At 60.7% G+C, this 13,228-nt stretch carries 13 protein-coding genes and 1 riboswitch; of the genes, 4 read left to right on the top strand and 9 right to left on the bottom strand.

The features are described 5' to 3' along the window. Positions 1-39: 39 nt before the first annotated feature. The 4 genes from hxsC to YP76_RS28035 are packed head-to-tail and all read right to left on the bottom strand — an operon-like array spanning position 40 to position 3,255. Positions 40-1,209, bottom strand: coding sequence for a His-Xaa-Ser system radical SAM maturase HxsC (hxsC, locus tag YP76_RS24940; RefSeq protein ID WP_046766089.1), 1,170 nt, complete (start codon positions 1,207-1,209; stop codon positions 40-42). Further along, a complete protein-coding gene (gene hxsB, locus YP76_RS24935; RefSeq protein WP_046766088.1) occupies positions 1,206-2,669 on the bottom strand; it encodes a His-Xaa-Ser system radical SAM maturase HxsB in 1,464 nt (487 codons plus the stop codon). The genes hxsC and hxsB overlap by 4 nt, the downstream gene beginning before the upstream one ends. Beyond that, the gene (locus tag YP76_RS24930; RefSeq protein ID WP_021243633.1) at positions 2,662-2,970 is read right to left on the bottom strand and encodes a hypothetical protein; all 309 of its coding nucleotides are present in this window, start codon (positions 2,968-2,970) and stop codon (positions 2,662-2,664) included. Before YP76_RS24930 ends, hxsB begins: the two co-directional genes overlap by 8 nt. A 27-nt stretch (positions 2,971-2,997) precedes the next feature. Then, positions 2,998-3,255, bottom strand: a complete 258-nt coding sequence (locus YP76_RS28035; RefSeq protein ID WP_145907791.1) for a hypothetical protein — start codon at positions 3,253-3,255, stop codon at positions 2,998-3,000. A gap of 433 nt (positions 3,256-3,688) precedes the next feature. Between YP76_RS28035 and YP76_RS28030 the strand changes: the two genes are divergently transcribed. The 4 genes from YP76_RS28030 (at position 3,689) to YP76_RS24915 (ending at position 7,751) form a co-directional block, all read left to right on the top strand. Then, positions 3,689-3,901, top strand: coding sequence for a hypothetical protein (locus YP76_RS28030; protein ID WP_157035884.1), 213 nt, complete (start codon positions 3,689-3,691; stop codon positions 3,899-3,901). Between the two features lie 270 nt (positions 3,902-4,171). Further along, on the top strand, positions 4,172-5,338 hold the full coding sequence (locus YP76_RS24925) for a PepSY-associated TM helix domain-containing protein (protein ID WP_021243637.1): 1,167 nt from the start codon (positions 4,172-4,174) through the stop codon (positions 5,336-5,338). Beyond that, complete coding sequence (locus tag YP76_RS24920) at positions 5,335-5,529, top strand: hypothetical protein (RefSeq protein ID WP_021243638.1); 195 nt, start codon at positions 5,335-5,337, stop codon at positions 5,527-5,529. Before YP76_RS24925 ends, YP76_RS24920 begins: the two co-directional genes overlap by 4 nt. A 71-nt stretch (positions 5,530-5,600) precedes the next feature. Then, positions 5,601-7,751, top strand: a complete 2,151-nt coding sequence (locus YP76_RS24915; protein ID WP_052757573.1) for a TonB-dependent receptor — start codon at positions 5,601-5,603, stop codon at positions 7,749-7,751. Between the two features lie 339 nt (positions 7,752-8,090). Here YP76_RS24915 and YP76_RS28945 read toward each other — a convergent pair whose 3' ends face one another. The 5 genes from YP76_RS28945 to YP76_RS28025 form a co-directional block, all read right to left on the bottom strand. Continuing rightward, entirely contained in the window at positions 8,091-8,354 is a 264-nt protein-coding gene (locus tag YP76_RS28945) for a hypothetical protein (RefSeq protein WP_232307723.1), read from the bottom strand. Between the two features lie 394 nt (positions 8,355-8,748). Continuing rightward, complete coding sequence (locus YP76_RS28940; RefSeq protein WP_232307722.1) at positions 8,749-9,078, bottom strand: hypothetical protein; 330 nt, start codon at positions 9,076-9,078, stop codon at positions 8,749-8,751. A 93-nt stretch (positions 9,079-9,171) separates the two neighbouring features. Beyond that, the gene (locus tag YP76_RS24905) at positions 9,172-11,001 is read right to left on the bottom strand and encodes a DUF190 domain-containing protein (RefSeq protein ID WP_046766114.1); all 1,830 of its coding nucleotides are present in this window, start codon (positions 10,999-11,001) and stop codon (positions 9,172-9,174) included. A gap of 22 nt (positions 11,002-11,023) precedes the next feature. Continuing rightward, a riboswitch (Fluoride riboswitch) is annotated at positions 11,024-11,094 on the bottom strand. A gap of 208 nt (positions 11,095-11,302) precedes the next feature. Beyond that, on the bottom strand, positions 11,303-12,127 hold the full coding sequence (locus YP76_RS24900) for a hypothetical protein (protein ID WP_145907792.1): 825 nt from the start codon (positions 12,125-12,127) through the stop codon (positions 11,303-11,305). Between the two features lie 790 nt (positions 12,128-12,917). Then, positions 12,918-13,214 carry a hypothetical protein gene (locus YP76_RS28025; RefSeq protein ID WP_157035882.1) on the bottom strand — a complete coding sequence of 99 codons (297 nt, stop codon included), beginning with the start codon at positions 13,212-13,214 and terminating at the stop codon, positions 12,918-12,920. Positions 13,215-13,228: the final 14 nt, after the last annotated feature.

Below are 13,228 nucleotides of genomic sequence, written 5' to 3'. Positions count from 1 at the left end.
GCCCGTGTATTGTGCGATATGTAAAGGAGTGGCGGCAATTTAGGTTGCCTGTTCAGTAATCGGCGAAATGGCTCGACTATAACGAAGCTTGGCGGAGGCAAAGAACCCACCGCATCCGTTCCTGCCCAAACAGCCTGAGCATTCGGGCATGTAGTCCTGCTTCCAGTCGCTGATTGAGCGGCGAGCGAAGCGTCTGATCGACGGCGCGAGAACGCACGTCTGACTGTTGTAAATCGATGTTTTAAGCCCGGCTCGATCAAGGATGCCTACGGCTTCTACCAATTCTGCCTGATAGTCGATGGGGTCGATCCAAATTTGGTCCAAGTTCGCGCGAGCAAAGCCTGTAAGTTCAAGGCCCATGAGAGCAACATGATCAATGAAGAGGAGGTTTCGCGCCAAGAATCGAGCCAGTGGGACTAAGCGGGCTATGGTCTGTTGTTGGAGGACAACGCGCACTTCAACACGAACACCATGGGCTTTGAGCGCGAGAATGCCTCGAATGGTTTCGTCGAACGCACCATTGGCCTGTACAACGTGATCGTGGACATGCGCCAAGTCAGCATAGACTGGAATGCCCATCATGAGGTCATGATGTCGGATGGCGCCGAGGTCGCGCGCGAGCGTTCCATTAGCAAAGGTGCGACCGTTCGATAGAATATGAAGAGCGGTCGTTGGGAGATGGGAACCGGCTGCCCGCACGAGTTCGATGAACCTGTCACCCAGCAGTGTCGGTTCACCGCCAGTGAAACCGATTTCGGTTGCCTGGCGATCCATGAGCGGCAACGCCTCCAGGATTTCGTCTACGATCCAGCCGTCTTCCACGGTTCGCGGCGGCTGGGAGCACATGAGGCAATAGTTGTTGCACCGTTCGGTAAGCAGGAAGTGGTTGTAAGGGACCGCCTTGCGGAAGAGCGTTCGGAGGCCGCCGCGCGATGGCTCCAGCCTGACGACATCGCCATCGGCGAGATGGTCAAACTCGGCAGGTAGCACGGCTGCAGGAACTCCCGGAGGCACGAGCGTCATGGCTTCGGTTGCCTTGAGCAGATACCAGCCAAAGCCGTCGGGCATGTCCCCGCCCTCGTGGACGAACCCCTCGGCCGCGCGCAGAGGGGCGGGCCGGGTGCGATTGGTAGTCAGGCGTAGCAGAGGTGATCCGCTCTCCATTGCGGCCGGATTGAACTCAACAGAACGTCCGCGCAGCGTGATCATACAATATTGGCCCAGCGTTCGAACATGCGCTTGATGTCCGGATTCGCTTCCATACGTAGTATCAGCCCCCTGAAGACCGCCATGTTGCGGGTGCAGAAGGACGAAAGCGGCTTCTTGCCGACGAAGTCGCCTTGCGTCGCATGGTGGAAGACGGGCTCTGCGCCGCACCATGGCTCGAAAGCGCACCATGAGCAGCCCGGCACACTGCCGGCAAAGGACTGCTCCAACGGATTTAGAAGCGCGTCACCGAGCATGATGTCGGCGAAGTCATTTTCATGCACGTTGCCGAGCGCAAAGGTTGTGTCGCCCATCTCCGCGAGCATCCGGCTCTCGTCTGATGCGTAGACGGTGCCGTCATAGTTGTAGACGATCGCGCCGATCCCGATTCCCGCAGGACTCATGAGATCGACATAGCTGGTCTGTAACGGTGTCAGCATCTTCTTCAAAACCATCGCGGCATAATGCTCGATGAACTCGTGGCCATCGAGGTTCAGATCGATGATGTAGTCCAGCCCCTCGAAATAGAAGTCGAGCCATTTTTTCTGGTCGTATGCGGCGTAGGTCTTCGTCTTAATGGCGAAGCCATAAGGGGACAGTGGACGGAGAAAGATGCCGCCGAAATCGAGCCTCACATATTCGTCGATAATTTCGCGCACGCGAGAAAGACTTGCGGCTGTCGTCGTCATCAGCGCGCCGACATTGTAGTGACCAAGAGCGGTGCGCGCACGCCTGATTCCGTCGATCGCCTTCTCATGCGAATCTTTGCCGGGCCGTGGACGGTTCCGGTTGTGGAGATCCGCTGGGCCATCGAGCGAAGTCGACATAAGGATGCCGTGTTCGCGGGCAAATGCCAGCATCTCTTCATCGAGTATAGCCAGATTTGTCGCGATGACGAACGCCAGATTGCGCTGCGCCGTTTCGTTGCGTCGGAGAGCTTCCGCAACGATGAAACGTATCATCGCCATGTTCAGAAGCGATTCGCCACCCTGAAATTCGATTTTGATCGTGGGGGAAGGTGATCTGAAGACGAGGTCGAGCGCGCGCATCGCCGTTTCCTCGGTCATATCGAACTCGCGCTTGTCGTCGTTGGCGCGGGAGACTTGGCAGTATGGGCAACTATGCTCGCACCGAAGGGTCGTCACGAAGATGTGAAGTCCGGTGAAGTTCGCCAATGGGGCGAGCTTCGTCCTGACTTTGAGAGCCAGGAGGTCGACGGCGACATCTGTATCGGCGTCAATCAGGAAGTGCTTCGCCTTGAGGTCGCTGTAAAGATCATAGTCCACCGTCAGGCGACCCGAAGCGAAGTCGGAAACCTCTTCGCGCGACATAGCGATATATTCGCCGGCCATGTTAGTCGCGACGCAGCGCTCATTATCGAGGGCTGTAAAACGCCAGGGCATCATTGTGTAGCCGGCGTCACCGGACTCGTCGAACGCAGCTACATCGCGGAACTTAGCCATCCTGAAGCCCGGTGCGGGAGAAGGCGAGACCCAGGATGGTATCCCGATAAGCCTCGGTGCGCTGTTCGATCGAAATGCGAAGATCCTGATCGACTACTTCCCGCCGAAAGTCGCGCTCTGCCGTCTCCATCGGCGATGCTTTGGTAGCGGGCGTCAATGTGCAAACAATATCGTCGTCCGAAAGGGTGACGGACACGTCGTATAGCGCCATGAGGGAATAGGAGGCCCGCTTCACAGCCTCTACGGAAAAGACGGCCCGGGACAGCTGCACTGTCCGAGCCTCGCCGGTGAGCGAGTTCATCGATAGGGTCGCCGCGAGCGCGCCTCCTTAATATGCGCTGGAAGAATGCGAGCTGTGGCTCGAATGGGAGCTATGGCTGGAATGCGAGCTATGGCTGCCATGGATGGCGAGCTGAACTGGAGCGTCAGCTTTCGAAAGAACCAGATCCGGCGCGGCCCCCGTCTGTTCGGCAACCTTGGTGATTGAGGTGGCGACCTCAGGATGCACGACCGCCTGCGCTTGAGCGGTAGCCAACAGAGTAGCAACGGAAGCAGCAAAGGGCTTCAGAAATTTACGACGGTCCATTGTGTCCCCCTGATAATCAACCGAATATGCCACCGCGATCGTTACGCGGTCAATGGGCATTCTTGGTAACGTCTAGATTAACTTGGGCTTGCCCGAGGGGAAATAACTTCGCGCCGAAATCCCGCCATTCCGTTTGAAACAATTTGCGGCCCACAGCGCGTACAGCCGCCTGCGGTGGCAGCGGGGACGCTCTTTGATTCGAAATGACTCCATCTGGGGCTCTTATCGACTTTGTCGATGCGAATGGCGGGAGACCTGCGAGGCCTGCACATCGGCAGGCGCTCCGTCATTAAGAACGCTCAGAAGTTTGAAAGCCTGTCGGTTGAATGGAAATGTCAACTGAAGTTCGACCGAATATGCGGCTTCCATCGCAGTACGCTAGGGGTCCTTTTTCTGGGCAGCTGCTTGGACCGCCATGGACCAGCCAGGCTCAATGCCCGACAGCCAGATTGACGGGTTGTCCGGCGTGCCGGGATCGCCGCCCTCACAGGTGCTCAAAACGACGCTTCGACTTCGACGAGCCTGCCAAATGCGCGGGCGGGCGGGAAGAATTCTGTCACTTCGCCTTTCTGTCGATGGCACCGGCAAGACGGAGAATCCATCCGTCGGCCGCAATTTTGTGGCCGGAGAGACGGTGCAGGCTTGAGAGCGTGCCCAGCGCCTTCAGTTAACGACGGTCAAGAACCGCAGGGACGGGGAATGCGCTCTACACCCGCTGAACAGGTCGGCGCGCGTCATGGTTGCGGGAATTGACCACGCGCTTGGGAAGGCGCTCATGATTACCGCGCATGTCGTGACCAGACATGGTCATCAAATCCTGGGATATCATCGGCAGATCAGTTGCCAAACCTCTTGAATGCTGGCCCGTTCCTCATTATCGCGAATAATTCGCATTATAGAGGCAAGCCGCTTTCCGATGACCCGAGACACCATCCGCGTCTGGTATCTTGTCCACAGGTGGACCAGCCTGATCTGCACGCTGTTCCTGCTGATGCTGTGCGCCACCGGGCTTCCTCTGATCTTTCACGATGAGATCGATCTGCTGTCGGGTGAGCCTGACAGGGTAGCGACCGCCGGGGCACCCTCCTCGAGCGATGCGGCTGGATTGAAACCGCTCGACACGATGCTGGCGAAGGTGCTGGCGAATGAACCCGGCCAGGTCCCGGTCTTCATGGCGTTCGACAATGAAACGCCGTTGATGACCATCACAACCGCTCCGCGTCCCGACAGCAGGGCGGCGGACATGACGGTCCATGTCCTCAATCGCGCGACAGGCGAAATGACCGGTCGGGAAAGCGAGGAAGGTGCGATGCATTTTCTGCTGCAGCTCCACACCGACATGTTTCTGGGCCTCCCGGGGATGCTGTTCCTGGGACTGATGGGCTTCCTGTTCTTCCTCTCGCTGGTTTCGGGTGCGGTTCTCTATGCGCCCTTCATGCGCAAGCTGAAATTTGGCACGCTGCGGGTTAGCCGCAGCGAAAGGCTGCGGCAGATGGACTATCACAATCTGCTGGGCATCGTCGCACTTGCCTGGATGAGCGTAGTCGGGCTGACCGGCGTGATCAACGCAGCCGCCACGCCCCTGCGCCAGATGTGGCAGATGGGCGAGCTCGCCGAAATGACCCGCACTTATGCCGGCCAGCCGCCGCTGCCGCCATCGCGCTACGGTTCGATCGACAAGGCGATGGCGGCTGTGCGTCAGGAGCGGCCGGGCAATAGCCCGCAATTCATCGGGTTTCCCGGTGGCGCATTCAGCAGCAAGCATCACTATGCCATTTTCCTGCAGGGCACGACCAAGCTGACCGAGCATGTGCTGACCCCGGCGCTCGTCGATGCGGAGCGGGGCGTACTCACCGACATACGCCAGATGCCCTGGTACATGGTCGGATTGTCCTATTCGCAGCCGCTCCATTTCGGTGATTATGGCGGGCTCCCATTGAAAATCCTGTGGGCGGCTCTCGACCTTTTCACGCTTCATGTGCTGTGGACCGGCCTCCTTTTGTGGCAGGGCAAGCGGCGCGCAGGCACTGACGCTCATGTCCGCGAGGTGGAGACCGGTGGAATGCCGGTGCCCGCCGAATGACCGGCAGACGCGAAAATCGAGTGCGTTCGGCAGGTGCCGTGTTTGCCGCACCTCTGGTCATCGGCGTGCTGAGCCTGTTCGGGCTAGTGGCGGCGCTGGCGGGCGAGGGCCCTGCCGACTGGCTGTCCTGGGCAGCGCTGGCATTGCCCGTGCTGGCGGTCGCCTGGGCGATGCAGAGGCGCCGAAGCTGATTTCAATAATCCTTTTTCGATCCTATTTCCAACCGGGGGACTATCCTGTGACATCCCATTTCACACGCCTGATGATGGGCGCTTCGCTTGCCGCCTTCGCCGTGCCCGCCTTTGCCCAGGACGATAGCATCATCGTCACCGCGCAGAAGCTGAACCAGACCGCCGTGCTGCGTGGCGGCAGCGTCGGGATATTCGGCGAGAAAGCGGCGCAAGACACGCCCTTCAACATCAAGACCTATAATGAGGCGCTGATCCTCAACCAGCAGCCGCAGACGCTCGGCCAGGTGCTGGAAAACGATCCGTCGGTTCGCACGACCCTGGGTTTCGGCATTGCCGGCGAACTGTTTGTCATTCGCGGTTTTGCGCTCAGCGGCGACGATGTCGGCTTTGGCGGCCTCTATGGCATCGCGCCGCGCCAACTGGTCGCGCCTGAACTTGCCCAGTCTGTTCAGGTGCTGAACGGCGCCAGCGCCTTCATCAACGGCGCGGCGCCGGGCGGCAGCGGGGTCGGCGGCAGCGTCAACCTGATGCCCAAGCGCGCAGGGGAGCGCGACCTCAATCGCCTGACCGTCAATTACACAGGGCCCGGGCATGTTGGCGGCGCGTTCGACGTCAGCCGCCGGTTCGGCGCGAACGGCGAATGGGGCGTGCGGATCAACGGCACGGCGCGCCGGGGCGATGTGGCGATCGACGACGAATTCCGCAGCTCCTATGTGCTGGACGGCGCGTTCGATTATAAAAGCGGCCCGCTGCGCCTTGCCCTCGACATCGTCTATCAGCGCGTGAAGGTAGCGCATCAGCGCCCCAAGCTTGTCATCGGCAATGTCATTCCCGCCGTTCCCGGCGCCACGACCAATTATGGCCAGCCCTGGCAGAACACCACCCTGCGCGACATTTTCGGTCAGTTTCGCGCGGAATATGACATCGCCGACAACGCCATGATCTATGCAGCGTTCGGCGCGCGCGACGGATCAGAGCGCGGCTTCTACCAGACGATCCGGCTGACCGACGCCGTGACGGGCGCGGCGACGGCGCAGGGATCCTATATTCCCCGCACCGACAATAACGAAGCGGCGACAGCAGGCCTGCGCGCCCGGCTGGCCTCGGACCTGTGGACTCACGAGATCAATTTCGGAGGCTCGATCAACTGGCTGGTCAACCGCAACGCGTTCCAATTTTACGCGGCGTCGCCGGTCACGACCAATATCTTTGATCCGGTCACCGTCCCGCGTCCCGATGTCGGCACTTTTGTCGGCGGCGACATCAATGATCCCTTTCCCATCACCCGCCAGAAGCTGGGCAGCCTGTTTGCATCCGACACCATCGGGTTTTGGAACGACCGCGTGCTGATTACCGCTGGCCTCCGCCTGCAGAGGATCAAAAGCAAATCCTATGCCGCAAGCGCAACAGGCGCGATCCCCGCCGGAGGTCTGACCGGGCAGTATGACGAAGATGCCGTGACGCCCGTCTTGGGCCTGGTCATCAAGCCGGCGCAGGGCGTATCGCTTTACGCCAACCGGATCGAAGGGCTGGTTCCCGGCGCGACCGCTGCGGCCACCGCCGATGGCGGCAGCGGCACCCTGCCCGTCAGCAACGGCGGCGAGGTGCTAGCGCCCTTTGTCTCCACCCAATATGAATTCGGCGGCAAGCTGTCGCTGGGCAAGGTGAACGCCAGCCTGGCGCTTTTCCAGATCGACCGGGACATCGCGATATACACGCTTGATGCTACGCGCCCAGGTTTTCTGGTCTATGGACCGTTCGGCGTACAGCGCCATCGCGGCATCGAACTCAGCATCGACGCGGAGCCGGTGGACGGGCTGCGCATCATCGCCGGCGGTTCGGTGATTGATGCCAAGCTGCGCCGCACCCAGGGCGGGGTCAACGAGGGGAACAAGCCGACCGGCGTTCCCGAATATATGCTCAACGCCAATGTCGAATGGGATGTGCCCTTCGTGCCCGCGCTCACCCTGACGGGCAGGGTGGTCAACACCGGCAAGCAGGCCGCGAACCTCACCAACACGCTGTCCCTGCCCAACTGGACGCGGTTCGACCTTGGCGTGCGCTATGTGACGCTGATGGGCGGCAGCCCGCTCACCCTGCGTGCTGGTGTCGATAATGTCGCCAACAAGCGTTACTGGGCGTCGGCCTTCGACAGCTTTCGCCCGGACCTGCTGCAGGGCGCGCCGCGCACCTTCAAGGCATCTGCCTCGATCGACTTTTGATGCTTGAAAGCGCCGGGCGCCAGCAGGCGTGCAGGCAGCTGGACCAAGGGTCGGACCAAAAGCCATGCCGTTGGCTGACAGGCCCTCGCAGCTGGGCGAATGACCGCGTACGTGCCCCTGCCAAGAATTACCCCTTGGCCGGGGCGGCGGGCTGCTCGAAGTCCCTGGCACCCCGGCAATCGCGGTTGAGCCAGGCGACTGCCGGTTCACAATCTGTCTGCATGGCGAGATTTCAAACCCCTTCGCAGGCGTCCGATCGCTTGATGACCGCGATTTGTCCCTTGCCCAGAGGCCGCAGTGCATCCTTGTTCCTGGCCTGCACAGTCCGCTTGAACAAACTCAGGATGGAGGCCGGCAGGGCTTGCCCTCATATTCGAAATGATGACGCGTGTACGTTCGGCCGTTCCACCGCAGCACAGGGAAGCAAAAGCCGGGTCCGCCGACGAGCACGTCCGGATAACCGTTGGCGCCTCGAGCGGGCAGGAACTCGGGCATGCCTAGAGACTCGACCAGGATTTTCCATGTGCCGTTCGACTGTTTGGAGAGCAGCCAGAAATTCTGGCCTGTGTTGCCATAGCATAGGCCGCCTCCTTCGGTAATCACCGCTTCTGGTCGGCCATCGCCATTCAGGTCCCGAAATATGGTGATCGATCCGGGCTCATAGGATAGCTCCGGCGGCTCGCAGTTGCCCGACCTCCATTGTTGGCCATGCTGGGTGAATCCCGCTGACCTGAACACAGATGCCTGCTCTGCAGCCGGAGGGGCGCCAAGTGCTGGCATGCTGATGAGGAAGGCGGTGGCAATCCCGGGAAAGCGAACGCGCATCAATCCGATCCTCATGATGGGAACAGCTAGATTAGCACCTATATGCGCGAACACCTAGCTGAGGCGGACGCACCGGCGCGCAGCAGCCATTGAAGGCCATCTGGACATCCATCATCTGCAAGGCGCCGGGAACCGACGTGCCACCAAGAATCTGCCGGATACGAAGCAGACATCATCCCGGGTTGAATGTGGAGGAACCTCTGATCTTTGACAGATCGCACGAAAGTTGTAGCCAGCCGATCCATCGAGAACGAGGCTGCAGGCGACAGTCACCTACGGCAACGGTGAGGCACGTGCTGCTTTCACTCCATTCATGAGCGCGCGTGACCGTTGCATCAAAGCCGCCGCTGGCGACATGCCCGGGCAGTCCGGTAAAGACGACGATCAGCATTGTTAGAAAGAGGCGCCAGATCTGAATCGATGCCCTCGACGTCGACCTTTTTTTCAAAAGATCGCCACCAGCGCCGCGAAGAGGGCAGAAAGTCCGGTCCAAAAATTCCATGAGTGGGCGGTATCGGACATGGTAGCCTTCCTTCTCCAGAACAGCAGGGTCGCTGAGCCACTGCGACAGCGCGATCCCTTTCTTCGCCTTGAGCTATTGCGCTTCCGCAGCGCGTTGCGCAGCGCTGGCATCCTCATGTTCGAGGCTGCCCGGCCCCACATGCCAATGCTCCAGATGCTTGTAGACGATCACCTTGTCGGCGAGCAGCGCGCCGTGCGTCCTGCAGAACAGTTCAAGCTGATCCTTCGCTCCGATCAGTTCCACGCACATGGTGAGGTGGGGATTGGAGAGGTCTGCGCCGCTTTCGCGCACCGGACCATGATTGCTGAAGCCATAATGGGTGTGATGGGCGACAGCATTAATGATGCCGTCGGCCTTCGCCTGCGTGACCAGCGCGCGATAGAGTGGCTTGGCGCCCCAACGAGATTTGGACAGCGCAGGCGGTGCCTTGTCGGCGGGTTTCAGATAGATGCGGATCATGCCGATCTCGCGCGACGTCAGTTGATGGGTTTGGGTCAGGAGCGTGCCTTCCGAAGATTGAGGGAGGAAGATGGCCGAGAGGTCCGGCGATGGGCGCATCGCGCGTGCTTCCCGGAGCGTCAGGTCCGGGGGCAGCATCGTCCGCGACCGCTTCGGCACGGCGACACGCTGCGAAAGATAGATGCCGTTATGGCCCGAACAGACATAAGCGACGAAGCAGGCGACAGCGATCGGCAAGGCCGCGCCCGCGCCGAACAATTCGATGCCCATGATCGTGCAGGCGAGCGGGGTATTGGCGGCGCCTGCAAACACGGCGACGAAACCCAGCGCCGCAAACAGATCAACAGGAACACCCAAGGGCGCAGCCAGCGCATGACCGAGTGCCGCGCCGATGAAGAAGAGCGGCGTTACCTCGCCGCCCTTGAATCCGGCGCTGAGCGTGACCACGGTGAACAGCATCTTGAGCGCCCAGCTCCAGCTATCTCGCCCAGGCTGGAAGAAGCCCGCGATAGTCGGATTCCCCGGTGTCAGGCTCCATACGCCAAGCCCGAGATAGGCGCGCGTGCCCAGCAGATAAACGAGCGCGATGACGAGAAGCCCGCCGATCGCAGGGCGCACGGGACCATAGGGAATGATCCTCTTGAGCCAGCCGCCCAAGGCATGATTGGCCTCGGCGAACAGCAGGCTGGCAAGGCCGAAAGCGCCCCCCGCCATCGCCGCCTTGAGCAGAAGCAGGGGCTCGAACAGCAGGCTGGGCTCCGTAGGGCCCAAAGCAGCGAACGCATAAGCCGGATGGTGCATGCCCCAGGCATGACAGGTCCAGTCACCCACCAGCGCCGCCACGAGGCACGGCACGAGCGCGGAATATTCGACCCGCCCGAGCGCAAGCACCTCCAGCGCGAACACAGCCCCAGCGAGCGGCGTACCGAATACGGCGCCAAAGCCGGCGGCAACGCCCGCCATGAGGATGACCCGGATGCTCGAAGGATCGAGGCGAAACCATCCCGCCACCGCGCTGGCAAGGCTGCCGCCCAGTTGTACTGCGGTTCCCTCGCGGCCGGCCGAGCCACCGAGCAGATGCGTGACGATCGTGCCGAGGAAGACCAGTGGCGCCATGCGGAGCGGGACCCCGCCGCCAGGCTCGTGGATCTGCTCGACGATCAGATTGTTGCCGCCTTCCACGGAACGGCCGAGCCGATGATAGAGCCAGCCGATCCCTGCGCCGCCGACCGGCAGGAGGAAAAGCAGCCAGGGATGCTCGAAGCGCGCGCGGGTTGCAGCATCGAGGCTCCAGAGGAAAGCGGCGCACAGCGTTCCCACCGCGACCGCCATGGGGATGAGCAGCAGTGTCCAGCGCCCTACTGATGCAGCGTGATCCCACCGCGCCAGCGCATGCCCTTCAAGGTTCAGTGACGTGAAAAGATTGGCAAATGTAGCGCGCACGATTCCTCCTTGTTGCGAAACGCAGCAGGTAGGAATCATCAGCCCGGAGGCGGTTCGGCCGAAGCCAGGCGGAAATCCATCGCCGTCCATGCCAGATGGAGGAGGCGGTGCATCCTGTCAACAGGCGTTGCTTGGCAATGTCACCTTCCGTTAGCTCGGTGAATTGCCTTTTGCGTATTCAATGCCGATGCTCTCTCCTCCTCTGTTGCCGGAAGGGGGCGGTCGGACCCGCCATCCCGACAGGACGGAAGATCGGGCGCATTTGGGGCGTCGGATTTGCCTCCAGTCAAGTCGGCGATGATTACAGATCCAGGCCCTGCGTATCAGCCTTTTCTTCTGCGCGCCTGACCGCATCCGCCTGGTGGTCCATCGTGGCGGTGATCATCTCATTGGTCATCGCGAAACTGGTCATGGCGACGTTGAAGCGTGACGCAAGGGCCGGATTTTGCTGGTTCGGCACCACCTCGTACGAAATCGCATGCAGACACGGCAGAACCTTGTCTGTACGAAGGTTGTGGCTGCGGCATTCCCCATAATTTGTATTGCTGTTCGTCATCCGCTCACCGTTACGGGCACGGACGATCCACCCCGATCGCTGGCTGCCATATCCGGTGTCATCGAAACTGCCGTATTTGCCGGCTACTTCCTTGGTGATGTTGGCGACAGGAAGCTCCTTGCCGCCTGAATATTCGATGGTGCGGTCTACATGCACCACGCGCTCAGCGCCGGCCGGGCCCAGCAGCCAGACATTCACCTTGTCCATGCCGGTATCCGCATTGAGATTGATCTGGGAGATCTGGCCCCCCGCGGGAAGCGAGGCATTATTCTTGTTGGCATTGATCGCATAGCTTGCGTTCTTGCACAGCAGCACACCTCGAACCTGCTCCTCCGTCATACCGTGCCGTAGCCCGGCTACATCATCTGCAGGCTGCCCACCAGTTGCGGATTGAGGTTTGAACTTGTCACAATCCAGATCCACTTTCTGAACGGCCGGCGCTGCAGAACTCCGTTCTGGCTCGGGGGCGATCGACGCCTCTCCCGACGCATTCATGGTCGCGCTCGAATTGTCACCCCCACATGCCTCGAGAAGCATCAATCCGACGGCCAAGAGGACCTTGCTGCGCATATGTTCGCCTTTCGCAATGGCAGTTCAGCGCGCTCCCGGCGTTTTTGAGCAGGACAATTCAGGAATGTCGCCCCCCCAGCCCTCATGCCCTTTGGCGCTTGGCGGCCTTGCCGCCGGGTTCCAATCTGACACGCTCCTTACATGCGCGCAACGGGTTAGGATGTGGGGCAAAAGGATAGGTGGATGCATTCCAGAACCGTCCGCGAATGCCCCCACCAGGCAATGCTCGCAACGGACCAGCTGGCCTTCAAGCTGCAGTGTCGGCGTCGCGAGCGGAACTGCTCACCTCATCTCGGACATGCTGGTGCGCTCTGGCGGCCCGATCCAAAAGGCATCCGTTCTGGCTTGACCAGCTGCCCCTCACTTTCCGCGATTTTCGCAGTCGTGATGGCTTCCGATCGGTTGGAAATCACCCGAACTTCCCGCCTCGAGCGGCTCGGTGATCTGCCTTTCCCCCTCCCCCGATCACGACAATCTGCACGATCCTTCAACCTTGCGATCATCCAGCCTGCCCAAGCTGGCGCGAAGGGCATCGATTTTCTCTCGATCAAGATCGGTGATCCGGGCGCCTGCCAGGGGGGCCGGGTAGCCATGCCCGGGCAATGTCGCCAGGATCGTCATTCCCGGCCATGCCGCAGTTCACAGGCGCGCTCAAACGGCCATGGGCTTCCTAGCCAATCGACGCAAAAGCCGCTACCCGCGATTCCCTGCGCAACGGTACCTTCAGGCTGGTCATGTCGTTAGTTTCTCTGCTTTCTTCCTGGACCGTTTCTTGATGCAAAGGCCGGATTCATTGTGGCGCAGTGGCTGCCGCGCGCTCGCAGAGGCACAGGCAGCCCTCGACCTCTCCAATCCCGAAACCGTTCGCGATTGCCTCGCGCAGCTCGACGCAGCGATGCGCGATGCACCATGGAATATCCGGACGATCTACGCCGAATTTCCCGAAGCGGAGCTCGAGGAAGCAACCAGGACGCAGGCAGCAGCCATCCTTGGAGGTGGGAAGGCCTGGGCCTGTGGCCTCGTCCAGACCCGGCAATGCCTCCTTGCCCTTGCAATCCAGATACGAAGCCTCGACCATATCCTGCACGGCATGGACACGCG

Origin of the sequence: Sphingobium chungbukense, assembly GCF_001005725.1 — a bacterium.
Taxonomy (GTDB): Bacteria; Pseudomonadota; Alphaproteobacteria; order Sphingomonadales; family Sphingomonadaceae; genus Sphingobium; species Sphingobium chungbukense.
This window is presented reverse-complemented; position numbering and strand designations above follow the sequence as displayed.

Excerpts from the sequence above, each read along its gene's own strand:
- YP76_RS24920 (WP_021243638.1), top strand. The coding sequence starts at position 5,335 with ATGACCGGCAGACGCGAAAATCGAGTGCGTTCGGCAGGTGCCGTGTTT.
- YP76_RS24900 (WP_145907792.1), bottom strand. The coding sequence starts at position 12,127 with ATGCGCAGCAAGGTCCTCTTGGCCGTCGGATTGATGCTTCTCGAGGCA.
- YP76_RS28035 (WP_145907791.1), bottom strand. The coding sequence starts at position 3,255 with ATGGACCGTCGTAAATTTCTGAAGCCCTTTGCTGCTTCCGTTGCTACT.
- YP76_RS24930 (WP_021243633.1), bottom strand. The coding sequence starts at position 2,970 with ATGAACTCGCTCACCGGCGAGGCTCGGACAGTGCAGCTGTCCCGGGCC.
- YP76_RS28030 (WP_157035884.1), top strand. The coding sequence starts at position 3,689 with ATGCCCGACAGCCAGATTGACGGGTTGTCCGGCGTGCCGGGATCGCCG.
- hxsB (WP_046766088.1), bottom strand. The coding sequence starts at position 2,669 with ATGGCTAAGTTCCGCGATGTAGCTGCGTTCGACGAGTCCGGTGACGCC.
- YP76_RS24915 (WP_052757573.1), top strand. The coding sequence starts at position 5,601 with ATGATGGGCGCTTCGCTTGCCGCCTTCGCCGTGCCCGCCTTTGCCCAG.
- YP76_RS28940 (WP_232307722.1), bottom strand. The coding sequence starts at position 9,078 with ATGGAATTTTTGGACCGGACTTTCTGCCCTCTTCGCGGCGCTGGTGGC.
- YP76_RS24925 (WP_021243637.1), top strand. The coding sequence starts at position 4,172 with ATGACCCGAGACACCATCCGCGTCTGGTATCTTGTCCACAGGTGGACC.
- hxsC (WP_046766089.1), bottom strand. The coding sequence starts at position 1,209 with ATGATCACGCTGCGCGGACGTTCTGTTGAGTTCAATCCGGCCGCAATG.